Genomic DNA, 23,861 nt, shown 5'->3' on the forward strand with positions numbered 1-23,861 from the left:
AAAATCCTTAAAGCCCTGAAAAACTTCTGCTATGTCTAGACTAAAGTTAGTGTGACTGCTCAGACAATTTATCACTTTGCCTTTTTAGAGCAAAAGCACTAAAAATAATAAACTAAGGAAAGACGATAAAAAACAATTAAGGATCGAGCATGGTCAATTTGCATTCAACAGACAACGGATCTGGTTTATTTCAAAACCATCCCGAATATTTTCAGCATTTTAAAGGGCAACTGATTCCCTCATCAGAAATTAAACAACATACTTTTGCTGAGCAACGTGTCGCGATTATTGGTACCAACCAACATACAGTAACTGCCCTCGAGTCGATTTGTCAGGTCGCTCAATCGGTCTATGTTTTTCAAAATGCGCCACAATTTATCTTACCAAAAACAGAGCGCGGAATTCAGCGCTTAATCCAACATCCGCTGGTTATTAAGAACCGACGTCTATTTAACACACGGATCAAATGCCTACTGGCTCTACGCTTTTTAGAAACCCAAGTTCAAGACCCATGGCTTAGACACCAACTTAAACCTAACTCCGCTGCCGATAAACTTAAATTTTTTAAGTCCGATCATTATTATCATGCCTTACAGCGCGACAACTGTAAGCTAATCACTTGGCCAATAGTCAAAATTCGAGAACACGACATTCAAAGTTTAGATGGCGCCGAATATCCCGTCGATGTGATCATTACCACCTATAGCCATTAACCATATAGGGTAAGTTTTACCCACTTACCCGTTGTTTATTTCGTCACACCTGTATACCGATAGCCTGTATTTGAGCGCTGATAACGTAAGTATTTTCCAGTCGGTCGACTGTTTTGATCTAATAAAGTGATATCAATCTTGTTTAAGTCTTTTGCAACACGAATATATGAACCGCGCCGCTCTTCGTCATAATGACAGTCATAATCTACTTTAATCGAACTTAGTTGCTTGTTCTTGGTCTGAAAAACTGGTGTTGCTGTCAAAGCTTGGGCGTGCATTTTAAAGGCTTGAATTTGATAGAGACCGTGACAACTATCGCCTTTGTAATAACTTTGAATCAGATAAATCGGCTGTGCACCCAATTTTATTTGGTCAATCTTTAAAATATAGCCTGTTTCTAAAGGCTGAAGTTTAGCGGACTTGCTCGATTTCATCTGCACATAGGATGAAAATTCACCCATAGTACCGCCACCGCCTACATCAAAGGTATAGAATTTAAGCAGTTGGTCCGGTGAGGCATTAATCTTTAGTCTAAGACTTTCAGTCAATTTAGGGAAAGAATAAGCATAACTTTCTGCATTTTCACGGATTAAATCAATCACATCATTTTCGATCTGTTGATTCACCGCATAAAAATCTAGCGCTGCATATTTTTGATCAATCGCCTGCTCAGCCTGTTGAATTGATATATTTTGCGCATATAAAGCCATATTAAAAAGAGCACAACAAAATACACCTAATAGGCATTTTGATATTATTTTCATTTGATCTAATCTGTATTTTTATATTGATCAATATTATAAAGCATCATCAATATGACGCTTTATAATGTAATGACAATATCAACCAATGCGACGTTTTAAACCCGTCATTTGCAGTACACGAGTTGAAATTTCTTCAATCGACATTTCCGAGACATTTAAGTATTTAATCCCTTCAGAGATATAAATCCCTTCAATTGCGCGAAGCTCCATTTGGCACTGGCTGAAGCTTGCATAACGGCTATTGGCTTTACGTTCAGAGCGAATAGCAACAAGACGTTCAGCATCAATCATCAAACCAAAAAGCTTCTGTTTGTGCGCGCGAAGTACCGCAGGTAAACGGTTGTCATCCAAGTCTTCCTCAGTCAATGGATAGTTTGCAACACGAATACCAAACTGTAATGACAAATAAATTGACGTCGGTGTTTTACCCGAACGTGACACCCCAATCAGAATCAGATCGGCCTTGTCATAATGGCGTGTACGTGCACCGTCATCGTTATCTAAAGCAAAATGCACCGCATCAATACGTGCTTTATAAGACTCCGAATCGGTCACCGCATGAGTCTGTCCGACTAAAGTTGTAGGCGGTGTTCCTAACTCTTCAGACAATTTACTAATAAGCCCTTCAAATACATCAAGATTTATAGCATTTGCAGTATTAATAATGTCACGCACGTACGGGTCGACTAAAGTGTCAAAAACCAGTGGCTTTTGTCCGTCTTGTTGCGCCCTTAAATTGATCTCAGCAACCACATTTGTAGCTGCTTCTTCAGAGCTAATATAAGGAATAATATGAATGTCAAAGTCAACATTTGGAAACTGCGCCAATAGCGAGTGCCCAAGGGTTTCAGCGGTAATTGCAGTACCATCAGATACAAAAAAAACACTCCGCTTAAATTGTTTACTTCCCGACATTAAAATTCTCCTCAAAAATTTGTCTTAGTGCTATATAATCTTTATAGTAAACCGATCTTACATGACTGTCGCTTAGTAAAATCAAAAAGCTAAGTAGATTTGTTATAATCTGATGCCAAGATAGTGATTAAATACTGCAAAAGTGGAGTAACAACTTTGGAAGCGCGCGTAATTGGTCTAGAAAAATTAGGGAAACACGACGTTGAACTTGTAGGTGGGAAAAACTCATCTTTAGGTGAAATGATCAGCCACCTATCAAATGCAGGTGTATCTGTACCAGGTGGCTTTGCTACTACAGCTCAAGCATATCGTGAATTTCTCGAGCAAAGTGGCCTAAACGCTAAAATCAATGCAGAGTTAAAAGTCCTCAATGTTGATGATGTAAATGCTCTTGCTGAAACAGGCGCGAAAATTCGCCAATGGATTGTAGATACTCCACTTACGGCAGAACTCGAACAAGAAGTTCGTAAAGCATTTGCAGAGCTTTCAAACGGCAACCCAGACATCGCGGTTGCCGTTCGTTCTTCTGCGACAGCAGAAGATTTACCAGATGCTTCTTTTGCAGGCCAACAAGAAACCTTCTTAAACATTCGCGGTATCGACAACATATTGATCGCGATCAAAGAAGTATTTGCATCACTGTATAACGACCGTGCAATTTCTTACCGCGTACACCAAAACTTTGCGCATGATGTTGTGGCTTTATCTGCTGGTATTCAGCGTATGGTCCGCTCTGAAATTGGTGCAGCGGGTGTAATGTTTACACTCGACACTGAATCAGGTTTCCGTGACGTAGTCTTCATCACTGCATCTTATGGTTTGGGTGAAATGGTCGTTCAAGGTGCTGTAAACCCTGACGAATTCTACCTCTCTAAACCCCTTTTAAATGCAGGCAAACACGCTGTCCTCCGTCGTAATCTGGGTTCTAAACACCAAAAAATGATTTATGGCGAAGAAGCATCTGCAGGTAAATCAGTTGTTGTGGTGGATGTTGAAAAACAAGAGCGTCAACAATTCGCATTAAACGACCACGAACTACAAGAACTTGCAAAACAAGCGCTGATTATTGAAAACCATTATGGTTCTCCAATGGACATCGAGTGGGCAAAAGATGGCGATGACGGTCAAATTTATATCGTTCAAGCGCGCCCTGAAACAGTAAAGAGCCGTGAAAACGTCGGCACCATGGAACGCTACCTTTTGAAGCAAAAAGGTACAGTCATTTGTGAAGGTCGTTCAATCGGTCAACGTATCGGTTCTGGTAAAGTACGTATTGTTACGTCTATTAAAGAAATGGACAAAGTACAAGACGGTGACGTGCTTGTATCTGACATGACTGACCCAGACTGGGAACCAGTAATGAAACGTGCGGCTGCAATTGTCACTAACCGTGGTGGTCGTACTTGTCACGCAGCGATTATTGCACGTGAATTGGGTGTTCCAGCAATCGTTGGTTGTGGTAATGCAACTGAAGTTCTAGTAGACGGTCAGGAAGTAACAGTTTCATGTGCTGAAGGTGATACAGGTTTCATCTACGAAGGTTCTTTAGATTTCGAGATTCAAACCAATTCAATCGAATCTATGCCAGAGCTTCCGTTCAAAGTGATGATGAACGTCGGCAACCCTGACCGCGCATTTGACTTTGCACAAATTCCAAATGAAGGGATTGGTCTTGCACGTCTTGAATTCATCATTAACCGTATGATCGGTGTCCACCCTAAAGCATTGTTGAACATTGACAGCTTGCCACGTGAAACTCGTGCTGCGGTCATGGCGCGTACAGCGGGTTATGCATCACCAATCGAATTCTATGTTGAAAAACTGGTTGAAGGTATTTCTACCCTTGCTGCCGCATTTGCAGACAAACCTGTGATCGTTCGTATGTCTGACTTTAAGTCAAATGAATACGCAAACTTGATCGGTGGTAAGTTATACGAACCTGAAGAAGAAAACCCAATGTTGGGCTTCCGTGGTGCAAGCCGTTATGTGTCTGACAACTTCCGTGACTGTTTCGAATTAGAGTGCCGCGCGTTGAAAAAAGCACGTGACGAAATGGGCTTAACCAACATTCAAATCATGATTCCTTTCGTACGTACTGTACATGAAGCGAAACGTGTAATTGAATTATTGGCGTTAAACGGTTTGAAACGTGGTGAAAATGGTCTGAAAGTGATTATGATGTGTGAGTTACCAACGAACGCATTATTAGCTGAACAGTTCCTTGAACACTTCGATGGCTTCTCTATTGGCTCAAACGACTTAACTCAGTTAACGCTTGGTCTAGACCGTGACTCTGGTATTGTGTCTCACCTATTTGATGAGCGTGATCCAGCCGTAAAAGCACTTCTTTCTATGGCAATTCATGCATGCCGTAAAGCAGGCAAATACGTCGGTATCTGTGGTCAAGGCCCATCAGATCACCCAGATCTTGCGCAATGGCTTATGGAACAAGGTATCGAATCTGTATCACTTAACCCTGACTCAGTATTAGACACTTGGTTCTTCCTTGCAGAAGAAAAAGTTCAAAAAGCTTAATTTTTTGATCCGATAAAAAAGACCCTTTCATGGGTCTTTTTTTATATCCACTCTTTCAACGCATCCGCATTAAAACAAGCATATTGATACAAAAATTTAGACTAAGTTTGGCATTCATCCATCAACATCTCGATTGAGAAAAGATCGCATTGCGATAAAGCTAGAAGAAGCAGCATAATCCTTGCTACACTGTCCTGCATTTTGTGTAGTTTTGGTTAATTTCAGCTTGAAATTCTCTAGACTATCCGCATGTTTTACCATAGATTTTTTATTTGTTTTTAATCTAAAAACAAATACATTTATTATTTGAATATCCCAACTTATATTTTGAGATTAAGTTTATATGCAGATTTACTTGGCACGAAATAATCAACAAGCCGGTCCATATACCTTAGAGCAATTGAATCAGATGCTCGCAAGCCAACAAGTTTTATTGACGGATTTAGTTTGGCATCAGGGTATGCCTGAATGGAAAGCTTTAGGTGAACTCACCCAAGGAAAACTGGCGTATGAACCTGTAGGTTATCAACCTCAGCCCCCTATTCCTGAGCCAATACATACGCCAAATCAATTTTCACAGCCAAACCGCACAGCGGCGAAAGTTGCTCAACCTGAACTGGCATCAATAGGCGCACGTGTCTTAGCCAAAGTCATTGATTTACTTCTTTGGCTCCCTGCCGCTGCTATTCCCTCGTTCTTTTTACAAGCAGATAAATTTGGTGAACTCACTGAAATTCAGCAAAAAATGCAAGCGGCTACTACAGCAACTCAGGCCAGTGAACTACAAGCACAACTGTTCAGTTTGATTCCTACTGAAGCATGGACCACCATGGGAATTTACCTGCTGATTATGCTCGGTATCCAGGCCTTTTTCTTAGCAAAAAATGGTCAAAGTATTGGCAAAAAAATTACCAAAATTAAAATTGTAGACGTTGAAACCAACGAAAAAGTCAGCCTTTTGCGTGTATTCACATTACGCAGCGTTGTCTTTATTGTGCTCAATATGCTGTTCATGCCGTTTATTACCATCATCGATCACGTCTTTGGTTTAACTTCAAAGCGTCAAACTTTGCACGATAAGCTGGCGAAAACCAAGGTCATTAAGCAGTAATTTGACCATATTTAAGCTGAGGTTTGGCGCACCTCAGTTTTCCGCAGTTTATTGATATTCAAAATAAATCCATAAATAAATTATAAAATTCCGAGTGAAAAAATCGGTTTTTATAACAGTCATTTAAAGCATCTTTACGTATAGCTTAGTTTGTCGATATGAGGCATAATGCCCTACAACGTAGCGGTGTCTTATGATTGAGAAGTGTTTTTAGACTTAAAAAGAAACTTTTCAATCATGCGACACTTTAATCGCTATCCCAATTTTATTAGGGAATGGGACTCTTCACCGAGGTTGTAAAATGAGACAAACGATTTTAGCTGTATTGTCTTTATCTGCGATTGCCGCGCTCTTAACTGGGTGTGGTGGTGATATGGTACTTCTAAACTCAAAAGGTCCAGTTGCACAAGGTCAATCTGACTTAATGATGACTGCGATCTATTTAATGCTATTGGTGGTTATTCCATCAGTCGTAATGGCATTATGGTTTGGTTGGAAATATCGCGCGTCGAATAAAGATGCAGACTATAAACCTACATGGGCACACTCTACTGCAATTGAAATTGTAGTTTGGGGTATTCCTGTCATTATTATTGGTATTCTGGCTTGGTTAACTTGGTGGGGTTCACACAAGTATGACCCTTACCGCCCGCTCGAATCTGATAAAGCACCTGTAAATATTCAAGTCATTGCAGAACAGTTTAAATGGATCTTCATTTACCCTGATCTTAACATTGCGACGGTTAACGAAATTCGTTTCCCTGAAAAAACTCCAGTTGCACTTAAAATTACCTCTAACTTCACGATGAACTCGTTCTTCATCCCTGCGTTAGGTGGTCAAATTTATGCAATGGCAGGCATGCAAACGCACTTGAATTTGTTAGCAGATGGAACTAGCCCAGCTGAAGGCTACCGCGGTTTCTCTTCGAACTATTCAGGCTACGGCTTCTCGCAAATGCGCTTCCGTGCTCACTCTGTAACTGACGCTCAATTCGCTGAATGGGTTGCTGCAGTTAAAGCAGGTAACGGTACAAGCATTAATCCTAAAGCTGTACAAAAAACAATTTTAGATCAAGCTGAATTTGAGTCTTTACGTGACGGTAACCGTGGTAAACACCAAATTGAAGTTTTGATTTCAAAAGCAAAAACTCCTGAAGAGAAGGCTGCTGCTGAGGCAATGAAGCCTTATCCAACTAAGCCACACCCTGTGACTTACTACTCTTCTGTAGAGGAAGGCTTGTTTAAGTCAGTCATCAGCAAATATATGAGCAACTATCACGGTGCTGATCACTCAGCGACTGCGGGTGCTCACGGGGCTGCTTCATCTGAAGCACATGCCGCTGTTGAACCTGCTTCATCAGTTGTAGGGGAATAAGACATGAGCTTCTTAGGTAAGTTAGGTCCGGACGTTATTCCGCACGATCCAATTGTACTGGTCACAGTTGCAATGATGATCTTAGGTGGTATCGCAGTTGTTGCTGGTATTACCTACTTTAAAAAATGGGGCTACTTGTGGAACGAATGGTTCACATCAGTCGACCATAAAAAAATTGGTATCATGTATCTTTTCGTATCGATCATCATGCTTTTGCGTGGTTTCGCCGATGCGATTATGATGCGTCTTCAACTGTTCCTTGCAAAAGGTGGCGGTGAAGGTTATTTACACCCAGAGCACTACGATCAGATCTTCACCGCACACGGTGTAATCATGATCTTCTTCGTAGCAATGGGTCTAGTTGTTGGCTTAATGAACATCTCTGTACCACTTCAAATTGGTGCACGTGACGTTGCCTTCCCATTATTAAACTCTCTAAGCTTCTGGCTATTTGCTGGTGCTGCAGGCTTAATGATGGCATCTCTTGCAATTGGTGAATTCGCTGCAACAGGTTGGATGGCTTATCCTCCTCTTTCAGGTATCGAATACTCTCCAGGCGTGGGTGTGGACTACTATATCTGGGCACTTCAGATTTCAGGTTTAGGTACGCTATTAACGGGTGTTAACTTCTTCGTTACCATCATTAAAATGCGCGCGCCTGGTATGTCACTTATGGACATGCCGATCTTTACTTGGACATCTTTGTGTACAGCTGTATTGATCATTGCGTCATTCCCAGTGTTAACAGCAACAATTGCGATGTTAACGCTTGACCGTTACTTCGGTTTCCACTTCTTTACAAATGACATGGGTGGTAGCCCAATGTTGTATGTAAACTTGATTTGGACATGGGGTCACCCAGAAGTTTACATCTTAGTATTACCAGCATTTGGTATTTACTCTGAAGTTGTATCAACGTTCTCTCGTAAAACGTTGTTCGGTTACAAATCAATGGTGTATGCAACAATTGCGATCACAGTACTTGCGTTCGTAGTATGGCTTCACCACTTCTTCACCATGGGTGCTGGTGCGAACGTGAATGCGTTCTTCGGTATCATGACCATGGTTATTGCGATTCCTACTGGTGTGAAAATCTTCTCTTGGTTATTCACGATGTATAAGGGTCGTATTACCTTCACTACTCCTATGTTATGGACGCTTGGCTTCCTTGTAACATTCGGTATTGGCGGTTTAACTGGTGTATTAATGGCTGTTCCACCTGCAGACTTCCTTGTACACAACTCATTGTTCTTGATTGCTCACTTCCATAACGTAATTATCGGTGGTGTGGTGTTTGGTATGTTTGCCGGCATCATTTTCTACTGGCCGAAAATGTTTGGTTGGAAGCTCAATGAAGCATGGGGTAAAGCTGCGTTCTGGTTCTGGTTCTTCGGTTTCTACTTTGCATTCATGCCACTTTATATCCTTGGTTTCATGGGTATGACTCGTCGTTTGAATACATATGACAACCCTGAATGGGATCCGTACATTGCTATTGCATTCTTCGGTTCTGTGTTAGTCGCGATTGGTATTGCATGTTTCGTTATGCAGATTGTTGTTGGTTACTTACAACGCAACGACAACCTCGACCTTACAGGCGATCCATGGGATGGTCGTACACTTGAATGGGCGACTTCGTCTCCTGCTCCGTTCTACAACTTTGCTCACCTTCCAACAATCAATGGTATTGATACGTTCTGGAATGACAAAGAGAATGGCGTAGCATATGCGAAACCTACTTCATACGAAGACATTCATATGCCAACGAATCGTGCTGCTGGTGTTGTGATTGCCATGTTCATTACTGTTATGGGCTTTGGTTTAATCTGGCATATCTGGTGGTTAGTTGTTGTGATGTTCATCGCTGCTATTATCAGCTTCATCGCATCTTCGTTTACGAAGAAAGTGGACTACTATGTTCCTGCTGCTGAAGTTGAGCGTATTGAAAATGAACGTTACGCGATTCTTGAAAAACATTTGAAGAAGGACTAAGACAATGGCTGACGTACTTCATCACGAAAACCACGGACACGATGAGCATCATCACCACGATGATACTGACATCACCGTCTTTGGTTTTTGGACTTATTTGATGAGTGACTTGATTCTATTCGGTACACTCTTCATTGCATTCGCTGTTTTAAGTAGCCATGTGCCTATGGGCACACCAAGTGCAAAAGAATTATTCGGTGAGTCTTTAGGTTTCGTTTTAACTGAAACTTTCGCTCTCTTGATCTCTTCTGTAACTTTTGGTTTTGCGGTTCTTGCTGCATACAAAAAGAACGTCAACCAAGTTTTAACTTGGTTAGCGATCACTTGGTTATTCGGTGCTTCATTCATCGGCATGGAACTATATGAGTTTAATCACTTAGTTCATGCTGGCCACGGTCCAAGCGTAAGTGCGTTTTTATCGTCGTTCTTTACTTTAGTAGGTACGCACGGTATTCACGTAACTTCAGGTTTGGTATGGATGATCATTTTGATGATTCAGATCAAGAAAAATGGTTTGACTCTTCCAAACACTCGTCGTCTTGCTTGCCTAAGCTTGTTCTGGCACTTCCTTGACATCGTTTGGATCTGTGTATTCAGCGTAGTTTACTTAATGGGAGTTCTATAATGAGTCACGATCATAACTCAGCTGGTGCTTCACACGGTAACACCAAGCAATACACGATCGGCTTTATCCTTTCAGTTATCCTGACCGTAATTCCATTCGGTATGGTAATGGCTGGTGGTTTTGGTCGCGGTATTGTTATGGCGGTTATCGCAATTACAGCGGTTGCTCAGGTTCTAGTTCAATTAGTTTACTTCTTGCACATGAACTCATCTTCAGAGCAACGTTGGAACGTGATTGCATTTATCTATACAGTACTTTGTATTGCCGTACTTCTAGTCGGCTCTGTATGGATTATGAACTACTTACACTACAACATGATGATCTAAACTGATCGTCATGTTGAAAAAGTATTTATTCCTGACTAAACCAGGAATTCTCTTTGGTAACTTCGTTACCACTCTGGGCGGCTTCTTTTTAGCCGCTCAGGGGTCTGTAGATTTCCTCCTCCTTCTCATCACTCTACTCGGTACAACACTGGTTGTTGCTTCTGGCTGTGTCGTCAACAACGTCATTGATCAAGATATTGATCAAAAGATGGAACGGACGATGAACCGTGCATTAGTTAAAAAAACCATCAGTCCTTCCGTAGCTTTGACATTTTCTGCTGCGCTCGGAATATTAGGTTTCGCCCTGCTCTGGTTCTTTGTTAATGCTTATGCCTTTGGCTTTGCTGTACTTGGTTTTGTGGTTTATGTGATTTTTTATAGTCTATGGAGCAAACGCACATCCATTCACCAAACTGTGATTGGAAGTATTTCTGGTGCTAGTCCACCAGTGATCGGCTATACAGCTGTGACCAATGAATTTGATGTTGCCGCATTGTTGCTTTTCTTAGCATATGCACTTTGGCAAATGCCTCATTCATGGGGAATTGCGGTATACCGCTTTGACGACTATAAAAATGCAGGCATTCCAATTTTACCTGTAGCACGTTCAATTTTCCGCACGAAAGTTGAAAGCTTGATTTATGTCTTGCTGTTTGCTGCGGTGTTAAATGGTTTGTATTGTTTTGGCTATACCAATATGTTTTTTCTTATCACCTTTAACGCACTCTGTGCTTATTGGGTATATTTATCAATCATTGGTTTTAAAGCTGAAAATGATCAGGTTTGGGCAAAACGCTATTTCTTATATTCAGTGATTTTAATTACTGCATTAAGTTTTAGTTTTAGTTTTAGCTACGTCTCACCTGCGCCACATTTGCCGCTGTTTTAAAAAAGATAGAGTTCTCTCTATCTTTTTTATTTCAACTTATTCAATATTTAAGTCTAGTCTTTAAATTGTTACCATAGCAGACACAACAATAACTCATGCTCTGCAATGAAAATGCCATCACAATTTTTTAAAAAATCTATTTTTATTAGTCTATTCCCTATTACTCTTGCTTATAGCACGCACAGTTTTTCTGGTTTCGATGTTTATTGCTACCCATCGACCAACATTCAAACCAATGCCTATACAGCCTGTGACAATTTGCCTGCGCTCACGCCCGCAAATGACAACCAAACCAATATGCTCTTACTTCTGAGCGACATGGGTTTGGCCAAATTGAATTTTAATCAGCCAAATACTCCGCTTTGGGAAACTGAATATAGCAATGTACCATTTGCGGCTAAAACATTGTTTCAAAGCGTAACCAATAAACGACCAAATGCCCGATTAAAACCAAACAATGAAAAGACGCCTTACCAAGAACATTGTAGTAGCCTAGACAATGGTGCGGATCAATTTACCCAGCAGGTAAAAGCCGACAAAAATCTTAGCAAAGCGGAAAAAAATTTACTGATTCAAGAAAGACAAAATATTTCAGCCTGTGACCGTGATCTTGCTCTCATCCAAATCAATCCAAACTGGTCTCTACAAGCACGTCAGTATGCGTCTTATTTAAATGCGACCATTGCCTTTTATAATAGCAACTTTTCCATAGCTACTAAAATTTACTCAGTATTAACTACGGTTGATCAGCCTTGGATCAAAGAAACATCGCAATATATGTTGATTCGTAGCAGCCTCAATGAAAGTTATCAGTCAGGTGTCGGTAAATATGGCGACTTAAAAATCGATAAAGTAGATCAGACTTTACTCAAAAATACCTATGAGCATATTACTACCTACTTCAAACGCTTTCCTGAGGGAAAATATGCAGCAAGTGCACGCGGTTTACTACGCCGTTGTTATTGGCTGAGTGGAAATACCGAACTCCTGACCAACGAACTCGCATGGCAAATCAATCATCCTGATTCTAAATACTACAATCTAGAGCTCGATAATCTAGCCTTTGAAATGGATCGCCATGTTTTTCAAAGCCGCTCATTCAATGCAAAAAATTTAAAAGATCCCTTCTTTCTGACCATTTCAGATTTAATGCAAATGCGTCAGGCAACATCAGCAGAAGATAAAGTCTTAAGCTGGTCTGAACTCAACAACCAAAAAACACTATTTAAGAGTCAGCCAGAACTGTTCCAATACCTACAAGCCAATCACTTATTCTTTGTGCAGAACAAACCAGCCGAAGCTTTAAAATATTTGCCAGAACATTCCTCTAATTCAATTAATAGTTACCTTCAACTCAGTCAAATATTGTTAAAAGGGCGTATTTTAGAAAAACTCGGACAAACTCAAAATGCGCAGCAGTATTGGGAAGGTTGGCTTAGTCGATCAAAGTCCATCGAACAGCGTGGCTTATTTGAACTGATGCTATATCCACATTATACCCAACAGCAAAGCGCGAACCTATTCATCGGTTCAGATGCTAAAATCAAACAAGCTGCATTGCAAAAAAGCTTTATTGAAAATGAAGCCAATGAAAAAAGCCTAATGCAAATTGTACAGAGCAAAGCATCAAATACAGATCAAAAAAATTTAGCTTTATATAAAACTTTGCAGAAATCATTGGTACATCAAAATTTTAAACTGTTTAATCAAGCCTTTGTACTGCTACCACAAGATGCCGCGAAGTATAAATATGACTCAGAAACATATAAAAATTATAAAAACCAACCCCCTTTCAGTGATTTCATTTGGGCAGGAACAAAAATCACGCCACAAATGCAATGCCCTGACTTATTCAGCCTGACTCAAAAACTTGAAAATTCACCTCAAGATTTAAAGCTCCGACTTTGTTTGGGAGAATATGCACGCTCGCCTCAAGGCTACAACATAAGCTATGTCACTGCTTTAGAAAAAGAAACTGCTAGCTTCCAAGGTTCAATTTTTACCCGTGGCCAAGTGTATAAAGACATCATCAAATCCAGTTCTGTACCCGATTTAAAAGCGTATGCACTTTATCGCTCAATCATGTGTTATTCACCAAGCGGGATGAATGACTGTCAGGATGCAGAAGTTGAAAAATCCACTCGTAAACAATGGTTTGACCACATTAAACGCGACTATCCAAGTACCTCTTGGGCACAATCCTTAAAGTATTACTGGTAAGACATATATGTTGAAGCAGATTTTTTCCGTTGTTATGACGCTGATCTGTATGCTGAGCATCATGGCTTGTCAGCCGAGTCAGTCAGCTTCAACATCTAGTCGGGTAAATGCCGAAGACTATGATGCATTTTGGATTTGGGGCAATATTTCATCAGCCCCTTACCTAAATGCGGCTAAAGAAATTTATGTTTTACAAGGTGAAATCCGTTTAGACTCCCAAACACGTCACTCTAAGCTCATACCGCAAGGCGTAAGCGTTTTAACGATTCCTCAGCAAAAGGTGTGGCTGGTTTTTCGTAATTATCATTTAGCCTGGCAAGGCCAAGAGCTTACACATATTTTAAAACGCGTTCAGCAATGGGAAAATGCAGGGAATCATATTCAAGGCATACAAATTGATTTCGATGCCAAAACCAAACACATTCACCAATATGCCCTATTCTTAAGTCAATTAAGAAAACAATTGCCTCAACACTATCAACTCAGTATCACGGGCTTAATGGACTGGACCAATGTCACAAATCAGGAGACTTTAAACCTCCTGAATAACACCATCGACGAGTTGGTCATTCAAACTTATCAAGGTTCAACCACCATACCCAACTATGCAGCTTATCTAAAAAAAGTTTCAGCACTGAAACTGCCTTACAAAATTGGCATTGTTCAACACGGTCAGTGGCATAAACCATCAAAGCTTGAAAATGATACAAACTTTAAAGGCTATGTCGTCTTCCTTTTACGCTCAAAACCTCAAAATAATTAGGGCTTTTTAAGAGAAGTTCTTGAATTTGGCGAGCAAAGTCTCTAAAATTCCCCCTTCGCATCTAATGCGACACAACCTTGGTTGTGACTCCTTGCTTCTAACAACTTTTTTGTTAGGGGCTGTTTAAACCGTAAGGAGCTGACAATGCGTCATTACGAAATCGTACTTTTAGTACACCCTGATCAAAGCGATCAAGTCGTTGGTATGGTAGAACGCTACCTAACTCACATCAAAGAAGCTGAAGGTCAAATTCACCGTCTTGAAGACTGGGGCCGTCGTCAATTGGCTTACCCAATCAACAAGATCCACAAAGCTCACTACATTCTTATGAATGTTGAGTGTGGTCAAACTACTCTTGATGAGTTAGAAGAATTGTTCCGTTACAACGATGCAATTATTCGTAGCCTTATCATCCGTCGTGAGAACGCTATCACTGAAGAGTCACTATTGGCTAAGAGTGCTGAAGAAAAACGTGCGCGTAAAGCTCAACGTGAAGAAGCACAACAAGCTCAAGACTCTGCTGAAGCATAAGGAGAACATCAATGGCACGTTTTTACCGTCGTCGCAAGTTCTGCCGCTTTACAGCTGAGAACGTTACGTACATCGACTACAAAGATATCGACACTTTAAAACAGTACATCACTGAAAACGGCAAGATTGTTCCTAGCCGTATTACAGGTACTAAAGCTCGTTACCAACGTCAATTAGCGCTTGCTATTAAACAAGCTCGCTACTTGTCTTTGATCCCTTACACTGACAATCATAAGTGAGGTTGAGCTGTGGATATTATCTTATTACAACGCATTAAAAACCTTGGTAAATTAGGCGATAAAGTTTCAGTTAAAGCTGGTTACGGCCGCAACTACCTTATCCCTCAAGGTCAAGCAGTAGCTGCTACTGAAGCTAACACTGCTGCTTTTGAAGCTCGTCGCGCTGAACTTGAGAAAGCTGAAGCTGATGTTTTAGCTGCTGCTCAAGCACGTGCTAGCCAATTAGACGAAGTTAACATCGTAATCACTGCGAAAGCTGGTGACGAAGGTAAACTATTCGGTTCTATCGGTACTCGTGATATCGCTGACGCGTTAACAAATGCTGGTCTTGAAGTTGACCGTGCAGAAGTTCGTTTACCGAACGGTGCACTTCGTCACACTGGCGAATTCAACATCGCAATCCAATTGCACCATGATGTTGTTGCTGAAGTTCTCGTTACTATCGTATCTGAGTAATTTCTTGCAAAAAAAAGAGCATGCTTTTGCATGCTCTTTTTTTATCTCTATGAAAAAGTAGTTTCTTCGCTCAGCTTAAACTTCATCAGTCTGCCCCGCAAAATGCCAAATTTGAATATTATGGGTTTTATCCATAAGCCTTGAATTCAGCACACAGCAGCTGCATTTTTTGATAAAGTGCATAGAGCTAAATGACTGTATTTTTTCCCAAATTTACAGTGAAATTTATCTTAGGTTATCCCTCTTACTGTATTAAAAATCAGGGCGTTATATGTCACAGGCGAATGCCACTGCTCAAAAGAGCTCATCGAAACAAGACAATAAACCGAATGAGTCAGGGCAACTGAAAGAATTCCGTACACCTCCGCATAACTTAGCATTGGAACAAGCCGTACTTGCCGCTTTAATGACGGTTGCTGAATCCTTTGAACAAGTTGGCGATGTACTGACTGAAAATGACTTTTATGCGACGCGCCATAAATATATTTTTCGTGCGATTGCGCAACTCTCCAAAGACAGCTCACCCTATGATGCGGTTTTAGTCCATGACTGGCTCACCACACAAAACCTACTCGATGCGGTTGGTGGTGAAGAGTACCTGATGCAATTGATGGCAGACTCCCCGTCTAGTTTCTATAACATGGAAACTTATGCCACCAAGATCAAAGAATTTTCAACTTTGCGTAACATGATTAAGGTCAGCTCTGAAATTTTACAAAATGCCTATGACACCAAAGGTCGTAGTGTCAGTGAAATTTTAGATTTAGCAGAAACTAATATTTTCTCGATTGCAGAGCAACATAATAATAATGCCAAAGCACAAGGCCCAAAACCGATTGCGAGTGTGACTGCAGACCTAATCACTAAACTTGATGAGCTATCGCAAATGGAAGGTAGCATCACAGGTTTAACTACAGGTTTCCTTGAACTCGACAATAAAACATCAGGCATGCAAGCGGGTGACATGATTATTGTTGCTGCCCGTCCATCAATGGGTAAAACTACACTTGCAATGAATTTAGTTGAAAGTGTCTTATTTAACAATAACCTACCCGCTCTTGTTTTTTCCATGGAGATGCCCGCCGATTCAATTGCTATGCGTTTAATTTCTTCTTGGGGGCGCGTACATCAAGGACATTTACGTTCAGGTAAAATGGATGGTGATGAATGGTCTAAAGTCACGGGTACTATTCTACAACTTCAAGATAAGCATCTATATATTGATGATTCTTCTGCGCTTCCACCTACAGAATTACGTGCACGTGCGCGCCGGATTGCAAAGCAACATGGTGGAAAACTGGGTTGTATTATGGTCGACTATTTACAGCTAATGAAAGTACCAGGCATGGGGGATAACCGTGTCGGTGAAATTGGTGAAATTTCACGAAGTTTAAAAGCACTAGCCAAAGAAATGAGTTGTCCCGTCATTGCATTGTCTCAGCTTAACCGTTCCCTCGAAAATCGTCCAAATAAACGTCCCGTGATGTCAGACTTACGTGAATCCGGTGCGATCGAACAGGACGCCGACTTAATCATGTTTATTTACCGTGACGAAGTCTATAACAAAGAGTCCAAAGAAGCGGGCACTGCCGAAATTATTATTGGTAAACAACGTAACGGCCCTATTGGTACCGTTCGACTTGCTTTTGAAGGCCAATACACCCGCTTTAGCAACTTATCCCCTGAGTTTTATGCTCAGTACGATGATGAGGAATAATTAAAACCTCATCGTCGCCCTTCCATGACCCTGTAGGAGTAATTAGGGTGCGTCAAGCAACAGTTTATATTGATAGCCAAGCGCTGCAATATAATTTAAACCGTGTCAAACAACTTGCCCCAAACGCGAAAATCGTCAGCATGGTCAAAGCCAATGCTTATGGACACGGAGTCAAAGACTGTTTAGCAGCCTTAAGTGAAACCGATGCCTTTGGCGTCGCCTGTTTAGAAGAAGCACTAGAGATTCGTGATCTCGGCTTTAAACAGCCGATCACCCTGATTGAAGGTGTTTTCTCATCAGATGAAATGCCAACCGTCATTGAGCAAAATATCGAGTGTGTGGTTCATCAGCAACAGCAAGTCGATTGGTTGATCGCACATAAAACCGCATATATCGCACAAAAGCTCAAAGTGTGGGTCAAACTCAATAGCGGTATGAACCGTTTAGGCTTTAAAGTTGCTGAAATCATTGATGTCATCAACACATTGAAAGCACAAGGCTTTACATGTGTACTGGCAATGCACTTTGCCAACGCCGATGCTGACCACCCACTCAATGAGCAACAACGTGCGCAATTCCTACACATCAAAGAAGCGTGCTCACCGATTCTAGCCTCATGTTGTAACTCAGCTGCTATTTTTAAATGGCCTGAACTTCATTTTGATTTTGTTCGTCCCGGCATCATGCTTTACGGCGCATCACCTTTTGCCTATAAAAATGCACACGACTTAGACTTAAAGCCAGTTATGACCTTCACGGCGGAAATTATTGCATTAAATACCATTCAAGCAGGTGAAGGTGTCGGCTATGGTTCGCATTTTGTCGCGAACCAAGAAACTGAACTGGCCATTGTTTCGATTGGTTATGGAGATGGCTATCCACGTGCATTTCCAAAGCAAAACCATGTTGCTATAAATGGTCAGGCAGTAGCTGTTGTGGGCCGAGTAGCAATGGATATGATTGCTATCGATGTGACGGGTTTAAACGCCGGCCTGGGTACAAAAGTTGAGCTCTGGGGTGAAAATCGCTTAGTTGACGATGTTGCGGAAGCCAATGGAACCATTGGTTATGAGCTACTTTGTCGGTTAAGCAATCGTCCTACACGTAAGCAAATCTAGCAATAAAAGCCCAAGTAGAACTTGGGCTTTTTTCAACCTAGACTCTCATCAGACTGGGCATCGTAAAGGTCTTGCAACAACTGATCAATTTGTTGTTGACTCATACTCTGCGGTTCAAATGTTGCAAAACCCATCTCACGCATTTTGGTATGTACGCTACTCATACGTTGCACATACTTCATGCCCCAAGCTCTAAAATGTGCCGCGTGAATCGTTTTCGCCTCAAAGACTTTGATATCTTTATGTCTAGGGTCTTTCAATAATTTCGACATTAATAATTCTAAAGCAGCTTCATCCCCTTCTAAGCACTGGAAATAATGCTGATCAGCATAATAAAGAACACCTGAAATATTATGTACTGCATTAAAATCACGTGCTTCGCTTAAAATGTCCCGAACATCTTGAAGAAGCTGCACCTGATCCGAAGTTGAAGTACTTGCATAGCAAATTTGCCGCATAGACTTCCCCAATTTATTGATTTCATTATTTTTAGCATCTAACACGTTTATACTAAATAGTCATCTGTCGGCTTTGCCAATTCTTGCAATCCTTTTCTTAAGGTATCCGACCATTGTTTACTAATGCTTGAAAAATACGGATCTTCTTCATCAATCCGCTTACCCACTGGAATATGTAAACTATCTCTTGTATACACCAAAGCATCTAAGGGCAAACCAACAGAAACATTGGAGCGTAAGGTTGAATCAAAAGAAATCAAACTACACTTCACCGCTTCATCTAAGGGCATGTCATACCGTAATGCACGATCTAGAATCGGCTTTCCATATTTACTTTCACCAATTTGAAAATACGGCGTATCTTTGGTCGCACAAATAAAATTCCCCTGCGGATAAATATTATAAAGTTGCATTTCTGCCCCTTTAATTTGGCCACCGACCAATAAGCTACAGTAGTAATTACTTTGTTCTTGCGTGTCTGGTGCCATATCCGCCAAGACTTTTTTCAAAGTATGCCCGACCAACTCAGCCGCTTCGAACATGGTATTGACACTATATAAATTCGGTTCTTGGCTTAACTCCAGATGATTTTTTAAATGTCCAATCACCGCTTGGGTCGTTGCTAAGTTTCCTGAGGTTTGAATCGCAATAAAGCGCTCACCCTCCACACCAAAGGTATACAGCTTTCTAAACACGGATATATGGTCTACACCTGCATTCGTACGCGTATCACTTATAAAAACCAAACCATCTTGAAGACGAAGTGCACAACAATAGGTCATAGAACATCCTTTTTCAGCTAAACCTTAACAACTTAAAACTTGTACCATGGAATGCATCGATTCCACCCCACCTTTTTCACGTACGCCACGAACGGGAGCTACATCCCAATAATCGCGCCCAATAGCTACATAGATATGTGACTGTGGTTTGAACAATTGATTACTGGTATCAAAACAATACCATGCATCATCAATATACACCTCGGCCCACGCGTGACTGGCGAGGTGTGAAGTTTCAGGCACATGCAAATACCCTGATACATAACGTACCGGTAAGCCAAGATGCTTACACATGGCAATAAAAACATGACTATGGTCCTGACATACGCCTTGCTGCCCATTGAATGCATCGATTGCCGAAGTGAGCACCGAGGTTTCGGCAGATACATAAGGAATATGCGCTAAAACGGCTTCTGACAGTTTCATCAAATTTTCCCGATTCAGCTCAGGCACATACTGATGTGCAAATGCCTTCATTTCGGCATTGCACTGGGTATTGGGCGTCGGCTGTAAAAATAAATTGGGATTCAGTCGATCTTGGATGCCATGTTCTGCCAAGCTATTAATTTCAACAATGCCCTGCGCCATTATGGTCAGCTGTTGATACGCTTCACGTTGTGAACTGGTAATCCAAATATTTTGGAAGGCATCCCGTTTTTCTTCTCGCTCTCCTGGCACACTCACATGCCAGTGACATACCTTTTGGTGTGAATTATTCGTAGGTGTCATTTTGATATATTGAATGCTATTCAGCGCCAATTCACTGTATTGATAATGCGTTTGATGATTGATCATAAGTTTCATACATCAACCTCAAACAATTGTTGAATATAATCACTAAAATGATAAAAATTCATCGCATCAGGTTGCGATTTGAGCTCTAGCCAAGCTTGTGCCAAATTTAGCCAGCCCATTTCTTTTAACAAGATGACGATGTTTTCTATTTCAACTAAAGTATTTTGTGCATCTTGTTTTAGGCGAATTTGACGGTCGAGCTGCTCAATCATTTGCCCCAAACTAAAGAATAAAAAGACATCACTGGCTTCAGACTCAAGTACATCCTGACACTCTCCAACTACATCACAAATATAGGCGGTGTTTTCAGTGGCATTTTTGATAAATTGATTCAGTTCCGCATATGCCTTTGCAGATAAAATCCCGCGCAAGTCTTGAACATTACTCTTAGCGCTTTGAAATTGCTGGTTAAATGAAGCAGGGTTGTTTGGGTTTAAAATCAGCTCATTCAGTGAGCACGCATCAAAAGCAGGCAAACAAAATGCATGCGCATAATCCATTGCAGGCTGGTCTTGGGTAAAAGGAAACTGAGCACACAAATATTGAGTACGTGTTAAATAACGCCCTAACCAAAAAATATTTTCAGCATTGGTGCTTAATAAAATCATAGTTCTACCCTCATATTTGTTTATTTTATGAATGTAAGTTTTCCACGACCCAAGTGTCTTTAATTCCTCCTCCTTGGGATGAGTTGACCACCAACGAACCTTCTTTCATCGCAACACGTGTTAAACCGCCAGGGACAATTTCGGTACGATAGGGTGAACTGAGCACAAACGGTCTAAGATCAATATGACGCTCAGAAACACCCGATTCAGTCATGGTTGGACTAACTGAAAGCTCTAAAGTAGGCTGGGCAATATATAAATGCGGCGTCGCCATGAGCTTATCTCTAAATTGCTCAATTTGGCTTTTACAGGCTTGCGGTCCAATCAGCATACCATACCCACCCGAACCTTGCGCCTCTTTGACCACTAACTGCTCAAGGTTCTCCAGTACATAAGCCAAGTCCTGCTTGTCACGGCATTGATATGTCGGAACATTTTTTAAGATAGGTTTTTCACCTAAATAAAACTGAATCATTTTATCGACATAAGGATAAATCGATTTATCATCCGCAACCCCTGTGCCTGGTGCATTCGCAATAACCACGTTATGACTCAGATAAGCGGACATCAACCCTGCGACACCTAAAGTGCTATTCGGCATAAAGCACAGCGGATCAAGATAAGCATCATCCAAACGTCGGTAAATCACATCTACTCGTTGACGGCCACGAATGGTTTTGACATAGACTTTATCATGCTCCACAAATAAATCGCGCGATGTCACCAAAGGCACATTCATTTCACGGGCTAAAAAAGCATGTTCATAATAGGCACTATTAAAACGTCCCGGTGTCAATACCACGATGAAAGGCTGATCGACATAAGCATTTTCAGCCAGGATTTGTTTAAGTAATTGTGGATATTGTTCTATGCCTAAAATATGGTTCTTCTGCATCAAATCTGGCATGAGTTTTTCACTAATCTTACGACTTTCAAGCATATAAGACACGCCCGACGGCGTTCTTAAATTATCTTCGAGCACATAAAACTCACCCTGCCCATCACGGATAATATCAATTCCACTAATTTGGCTATAAATCTGACCTTTTAAACGGTGTTCATACATATGCGGTTGATAAGCCTCATGCGTCAACACTTGCAGTTCTGGAATAATTTTCGCTTTGAGAATGTCTTGTTGATGGTAAATATCATGTAAAAATAGATTTAGAGCCCGTACACGTTGTGCAGAGCCAAGGGAAATTTTATTCCATTGTTGTTTGGCGATCACACGTGGAATTAAATCATATGGAATGGTGCGCTCAATGCCCTCAGATTCACCATATACAGTAAACGTAATACCTTCATATAAAAAATGCTGTTTGGCAATTTGGTTCAGTTCTTCGAGTTCTTCTACACTATGCTGTGACAACCAGTGCTCAATACGCGCACAAGCCTCACCCGACATCGCTTGGTCATCTGTCATTTCATTAAAGAAATTCGAGGTCATTTGATGAAACAATCCAACAGACTGGCTCGATAGACGAACATGAGAGTGAATCGGATTTAATACAGGAGAGTTAAGCTTATATCCGTCCAACATCGTATTTACATTTGTATCTTTATCTTCTTTAAACATACAAACCTCTCAATTGTTATCGATATGTAACCCATACGTAGCAATATCTATGCCATGGATTTCTAAAGATGCTTTGTTTATTAATCGATAAAAAACGCATTGCTTCAATTCTATTTCGCATTAAGTTGTGTCAAAAAATATAACTGAAAAATTTCAAGCAAAGCTTGCTTAAACGAATGAGTTTTCTTATTGTGTTCACATTCAAGTAAGTAATTTCGACTCCTATATTTTATTAAACTATGTCTATACAAGAAAAAGAAACGTCCAATAGTCTCTATCGCCAATGGCAAATTTTGTCTCGCCTTTCCACTGGAAAATGGATGGGCACTCGAGAGCTGCAAGAGATTTTACAACGTGAAGGCATCGATATTACTTTGCGAACCATTCAACGTGATTTAAACCAAATCTCTCAACGCTTTCCGATTGAAAACAATGGCGCTGTGCCTCAAGGTTGGCGTTGGCGTTCTGATGCTCCGATTCAAAGCTTACCGCACATGACCAGCTCTCAAGCGGTGACGTTTATGATGGTTGAAGAACACCTTAAACATCTTCTTCCTCCCAGCTTAATTGAAGAAATGAACCCGTGGTTTGACTTAGCACGTCGTAGCCTCTCTACTCAAAACAATGTGCGCCAATGGATTAACCGCGTACGCATTGTCCCTGCGACACAACCGCTGATTCCCCCAATTGTGGAGAAAACAGCACAGCAAGCCATCTATGAAGGACTGCTCCAAGACAAACAACTGGAATGCGTTTATCAAGGTTTAAACCAAGCGGCTGAAGCAAAAACCTATACCCTCAACCCTCTGGCACTGGTTCAAAAAGGTGCAATTATTTATCTGATTTGTACCCGCCACGACAAAACTGATATTCAAACCTTTGCACTGCACCGTTTCAAATCAGCGACGGTTTTAACCACTCGTGCCTTACACCCAGTCAATTTTGATATCGATGAATACATCGAATCGGGTGCATTAGGTTTCCGTGTAGACTTTTCAAAACCTACAGAAACCGTTGCACTTACCCTGACTATGACTGAAATAGATGCACTGTATTTGGAAGAAACCAAACTCAGTACCAATCAGGTTTTAGAACCGCTTGGAAATGGGCAAATCTTGGTTCATGCGACCGTCCCTTTTACCAATCAACTGGTGTGGTGGTTACGTAGTTTTGGGCATAAAATTAGTCATATTGAACCCAAAGAAGTTCGTGATGCAGTTAATCAGACCATCACCTACTAAAATAAAAAAAGCCCCAAGTATTCGGGGCTTTACAGTCTTTTTGGTATTAGATATTTGAATTGCTTGGGTTTCTCGTTTTCATTGCTCATCTTGGTTTAATGCCTCCCCTAAA

General features: G+C 41.0%; 23 protein-coding genes. 16 read left to right on the forward strand and 7 right to left on the reverse strand.

Going from position 1 to position 23,861, the window contains the following annotated elements:
• The first annotated feature begins 149 nt into the window (after positions 1 to 149).
• Positions 150 to 713 (forward strand): flavoprotein, encoded by a 564-nt coding sequence (locus WH214_RS15935; RefSeq protein ID WP_279743614.1) that lies wholly within the window; start codon positions 150 to 152, stop codon positions 711 to 713.
• Between the two features lie 35 nt (positions 714 to 748).
• Here WH214_RS15935 and WH214_RS15940 read toward each other — a convergent pair whose 3' ends face one another.
• Both WH214_RS15940 and ppsR read right to left on the reverse strand, forming a co-directional pair.
• Entirely contained in the window at positions 749 to 1,423 is a 675-nt protein-coding gene (locus tag WH214_RS15940; protein WP_339422511.1) for a hypothetical protein, read from the reverse strand.
• A gap of 132 nt (positions 1,424 to 1,555) precedes the next feature.
• A complete protein-coding gene (gene ppsR / locus WH214_RS15945) occupies positions 1,556 to 2,392 on the reverse strand; it encodes a posphoenolpyruvate synthetase regulatory kinase/phosphorylase PpsR (protein WP_005400687.1) in 837 nt (278 codons plus the stop codon).
• Between the two features lie 156 nt (positions 2,393 to 2,548).
• On the opposite strand from ppsR, the gene ppsA reads away from it, so the two are divergent.
• From ppsA to alr, 14 genes are all read left to right on the forward strand, one after another.
• Positions 2,549 to 4,927: a phosphoenolpyruvate synthase gene (ppsA, locus tag WH214_RS15950; protein WP_339422510.1), complete on the forward strand. Its 2,379-nt coding sequence runs from the start codon at positions 2,549 to 2,551 to the stop codon at positions 4,925 to 4,927.
• 343 nt (positions 4,928 to 5,270) lie between these two features.
• Complete coding sequence (locus tag WH214_RS15955) at positions 5,271 to 6,038, forward strand: RDD family protein (protein WP_339422509.1); 768 nt, start codon at positions 5,271 to 5,273, stop codon at positions 6,036 to 6,038.
• A 301-nt stretch (positions 6,039 to 6,339) separates the two neighbouring features.
• The gene (cyoA, locus tag WH214_RS15960; RefSeq protein ID WP_004696450.1) at positions 6,340 to 7,413 is read left to right on the forward strand and encodes a ubiquinol oxidase subunit II; all 1,074 of its coding nucleotides are present in this window, start codon (positions 6,340 to 6,342) and stop codon (positions 7,411 to 7,413) included.
• Between the two features lie 3 nt (positions 7,414 to 7,416).
• Positions 7,417 to 9,405, forward strand: coding sequence for a cytochrome o ubiquinol oxidase subunit I (gene cyoB / locus WH214_RS15965; RefSeq protein ID WP_004982033.1), 1,989 nt, complete (start codon positions 7,417 to 7,419; stop codon positions 9,403 to 9,405).
• Between the two features lie 4 nt (positions 9,406 to 9,409).
• Positions 9,410 to 10,030 (forward strand): cytochrome o ubiquinol oxidase subunit III, encoded by a 621-nt coding sequence (cyoC, locus tag WH214_RS15970; protein ID WP_004696446.1) that lies wholly within the window; start codon positions 9,410 to 9,412, stop codon positions 10,028 to 10,030.
• Entirely contained in the window at positions 10,027 to 10,356 is a 330-nt protein-coding gene (locus tag WH214_RS15975; protein WP_026056475.1) for a cytochrome o ubiquinol oxidase subunit IV, read from the forward strand. The genes cyoC and WH214_RS15975 overlap by 4 nt, the downstream gene beginning before the upstream one ends.
• 10 nt (positions 10,357 to 10,366) lie before the next feature.
• Positions 10,367 to 11,245, forward strand: coding sequence for a heme o synthase (gene cyoE, locus WH214_RS15980; RefSeq protein ID WP_339422508.1), 879 nt, complete (start codon positions 10,367 to 10,369; stop codon positions 11,243 to 11,245).
• A 105-nt stretch (positions 11,246 to 11,350) separates the two neighbouring features.
• On the forward strand, positions 11,351 to 13,465 hold the full coding sequence (locus tag WH214_RS15985; RefSeq protein ID WP_445206376.1) for a hypothetical protein: 2,115 nt from the start codon (positions 11,351 to 11,353) through the stop codon (positions 13,463 to 13,465).
• 7 nt (positions 13,466 to 13,472) lie between these two features.
• Positions 13,473 to 14,228, forward strand: a complete 756-nt coding sequence (locus WH214_RS15990) for a DUF3142 domain-containing protein (RefSeq protein ID WP_339422506.1) — start codon at positions 13,473 to 13,475, stop codon at positions 14,226 to 14,228.
• Between the two features lie 144 nt (positions 14,229 to 14,372).
• On the forward strand, positions 14,373 to 14,759 hold the full coding sequence (rpsF, locus tag WH214_RS15995) for a 30S ribosomal protein S6 (RefSeq protein WP_004696436.1): 387 nt from the start codon (positions 14,373 to 14,375) through the stop codon (positions 14,757 to 14,759).
• Positions 14,760 to 14,770: 11 nt separating this feature from the next.
• Entirely contained in the window at positions 14,771 to 14,998 is a 228-nt protein-coding gene (rpsR, locus tag WH214_RS16000) for a 30S ribosomal protein S18 (protein ID WP_004278792.1), read from the forward strand.
• Between the two features lie 9 nt (positions 14,999 to 15,007).
• Positions 15,008 to 15,454: a 50S ribosomal protein L9 gene (gene rplI / locus WH214_RS16005; protein WP_004696433.1), complete on the forward strand. Its 447-nt coding sequence runs from the start codon at positions 15,008 to 15,010 to the stop codon at positions 15,452 to 15,454.
• 271 nt (positions 15,455 to 15,725) lie between these two features.
• Positions 15,726 to 17,171: a replicative DNA helicase gene (gene dnaB / locus WH214_RS16010; RefSeq protein ID WP_339422505.1), complete on the forward strand. Its 1,446-nt coding sequence runs from the start codon at positions 15,726 to 15,728 to the stop codon at positions 17,169 to 17,171.
• 47 nt (positions 17,172 to 17,218) lie between these two features.
• The gene (gene alr / locus WH214_RS16015; RefSeq protein ID WP_339993750.1) at positions 17,219 to 18,289 is read left to right on the forward strand and encodes an alanine racemase; all 1,071 of its coding nucleotides are present in this window, start codon (positions 17,219 to 17,221) and stop codon (positions 18,287 to 18,289) included.
• A gap of 32 nt (positions 18,290 to 18,321) precedes the next feature.
• Here alr and WH214_RS16020 read toward each other — a convergent pair whose 3' ends face one another.
• Genes WH214_RS16020 through WH214_RS16040 form a run of 5 tightly spaced genes read right to left on the reverse strand, consistent with a single transcriptional unit; the run spans position 18,322 to position 22,508 of the window.
• The gene (locus WH214_RS16020; RefSeq protein ID WP_087012283.1) at positions 18,322 to 18,747 is read right to left on the reverse strand and encodes a BLUF domain-containing protein; all 426 of its coding nucleotides are present in this window, start codon (positions 18,745 to 18,747) and stop codon (positions 18,322 to 18,324) included.
• A gap of 47 nt (positions 18,748 to 18,794) precedes the next feature.
• Positions 18,795 to 19,529 (reverse strand): proteasome-type protease, encoded by a 735-nt coding sequence (locus WH214_RS16025; RefSeq protein ID WP_004696423.1) that lies wholly within the window; start codon positions 19,527 to 19,529, stop codon positions 18,795 to 18,797.
• Positions 19,530 to 19,553: 24 nt separating this feature from the next.
• Positions 19,554 to 20,333, reverse strand: coding sequence for a transglutaminase family protein (locus WH214_RS16030; RefSeq protein ID WP_224468865.1), 780 nt, complete (start codon positions 20,331 to 20,333; stop codon positions 19,554 to 19,556).
• A complete protein-coding gene (locus WH214_RS16035) occupies positions 20,330 to 20,932 on the reverse strand; it encodes an alpha-E domain-containing protein (RefSeq protein WP_004696419.1) in 603 nt (200 codons plus the stop codon). The genes WH214_RS16030 and WH214_RS16035 overlap by 4 nt, the downstream gene beginning before the upstream one ends.
• 25 nt (positions 20,933 to 20,957) lie before the next feature.
• Positions 20,958 to 22,508: a circularly permuted type 2 ATP-grasp protein gene (locus WH214_RS16040; protein ID WP_339422503.1), complete on the reverse strand. Its 1,551-nt coding sequence runs from the start codon at positions 22,506 to 22,508 to the stop codon at positions 20,958 to 20,960.
• A 239-nt stretch (positions 22,509 to 22,747) separates the two neighbouring features.
• On the opposite strand from WH214_RS16040, the gene WH214_RS16045 reads away from it, so the two are divergent.
• On the forward strand, positions 22,748 to 23,749 hold the full coding sequence (locus WH214_RS16045; protein ID WP_339422502.1) for a helix-turn-helix transcriptional regulator: 1,002 nt from the start codon (positions 22,748 to 22,750) through the stop codon (positions 23,747 to 23,749).
• The last annotated feature ends 112 nt before the right edge of the window (positions 23,750 to 23,861 follow it).

This window comes from Acinetobacter sp. MYb191 (assembly GCF_037572605.1).
GTDB classification, from domain to species: domain Bacteria; phylum Pseudomonadota; class Gammaproteobacteria; order Pseudomonadales; family Moraxellaceae; genus Acinetobacter; species Acinetobacter johnsonii.

What these genes read in the sequence shown, in the direction of transcription:
- WH214_RS15935 (WP_279743614.1), top strand. Translation starts at nt 150, where the DNA reads ATGGTCAATTTGCATTCAACAGACAACGGATCTGGTTTATTTCAAAAC.
- WH214_RS15940 (WP_339422511.1), bottom strand. Translation starts at nt 1,423, where the DNA reads ATGGCTTTATATGCGCAAAATATATCAATTCAACAGGCTGAGCAGGCG.
- ppsR (WP_005400687.1), bottom strand. Translation starts at nt 2,392, where the DNA reads ATGTCGGGAAGTAAACAATTTAAGCGGAGTGTTTTTTTTGTATCTGAT.
- WH214_RS15955 (WP_339422509.1), top strand. Translation starts at nt 5,271, where the DNA reads ATGCAGATTTACTTGGCACGAAATAATCAACAAGCCGGTCCATATACC.
- cyoA (WP_004696450.1), top strand. Translation starts at nt 6,340, where the DNA reads ATGAGACAAACGATTTTAGCTGTATTGTCTTTATCTGCGATTGCCGCG.
- cyoB (WP_004982033.1), top strand. Translation starts at nt 7,417, where the DNA reads ATGAGCTTCTTAGGTAAGTTAGGTCCGGACGTTATTCCGCACGATCCA.
- cyoC (WP_004696446.1), top strand. Translation starts at nt 9,410, where the DNA reads ATGGCTGACGTACTTCATCACGAAAACCACGGACACGATGAGCATCAT.
- cyoE (WP_339422508.1), top strand. Translation starts at nt 10,367, where the DNA reads ATGTTGAAAAAGTATTTATTCCTGACTAAACCAGGAATTCTCTTTGGT.
- WH214_RS15985 (WP_445206376.1), top strand. Translation starts at nt 11,351, where the DNA reads ATGAAAATGCCATCACAATTTTTTAAAAAATCTATTTTTATTAGTCTA.
- WH214_RS15990 (WP_339422506.1), top strand. Translation starts at nt 13,473, where the DNA reads ATGTTGAAGCAGATTTTTTCCGTTGTTATGACGCTGATCTGTATGCTG.
- rpsF (WP_004696436.1), top strand. Translation starts at nt 14,373, where the DNA reads ATGCGTCATTACGAAATCGTACTTTTAGTACACCCTGATCAAAGCGAT.
- rpsR (WP_004278792.1), top strand. Translation starts at nt 14,771, where the DNA reads ATGGCACGTTTTTACCGTCGTCGCAAGTTCTGCCGCTTTACAGCTGAG.
- dnaB (WP_339422505.1), top strand. Translation starts at nt 15,726, where the DNA reads ATGTCACAGGCGAATGCCACTGCTCAAAAGAGCTCATCGAAACAAGAC.
- WH214_RS16020 (WP_087012283.1), bottom strand. Translation starts at nt 18,747, where the DNA reads ATGCGGCAAATTTGCTATGCAAGTACTTCAACTTCGGATCAGGTGCAG.
- WH214_RS16025 (WP_004696423.1), bottom strand. Translation starts at nt 19,529, where the DNA reads ATGACCTATTGTTGTGCACTTCGTCTTCAAGATGGTTTGGTTTTTATA.
- WH214_RS16030 (WP_224468865.1), bottom strand. Translation starts at nt 20,333, where the DNA reads ATGAAACTTATGATCAATCATCAAACGCATTATCAATACAGTGAATTG.
- WH214_RS16035 (WP_004696419.1), bottom strand. Translation starts at nt 20,932, where the DNA reads ATGATTTTATTAAGCACCAATGCTGAAAATATTTTTTGGTTAGGGCGT.
- WH214_RS16040 (WP_339422503.1), bottom strand. Translation starts at nt 22,508, where the DNA reads ATGTTTAAAGAAGATAAAGATACAAATGTAAATACGATGTTGGACGGA.
- WH214_RS16045 (WP_339422502.1), top strand. Translation starts at nt 22,748, where the DNA reads ATGTCTATACAAGAAAAAGAAACGTCCAATAGTCTCTATCGCCAATGG.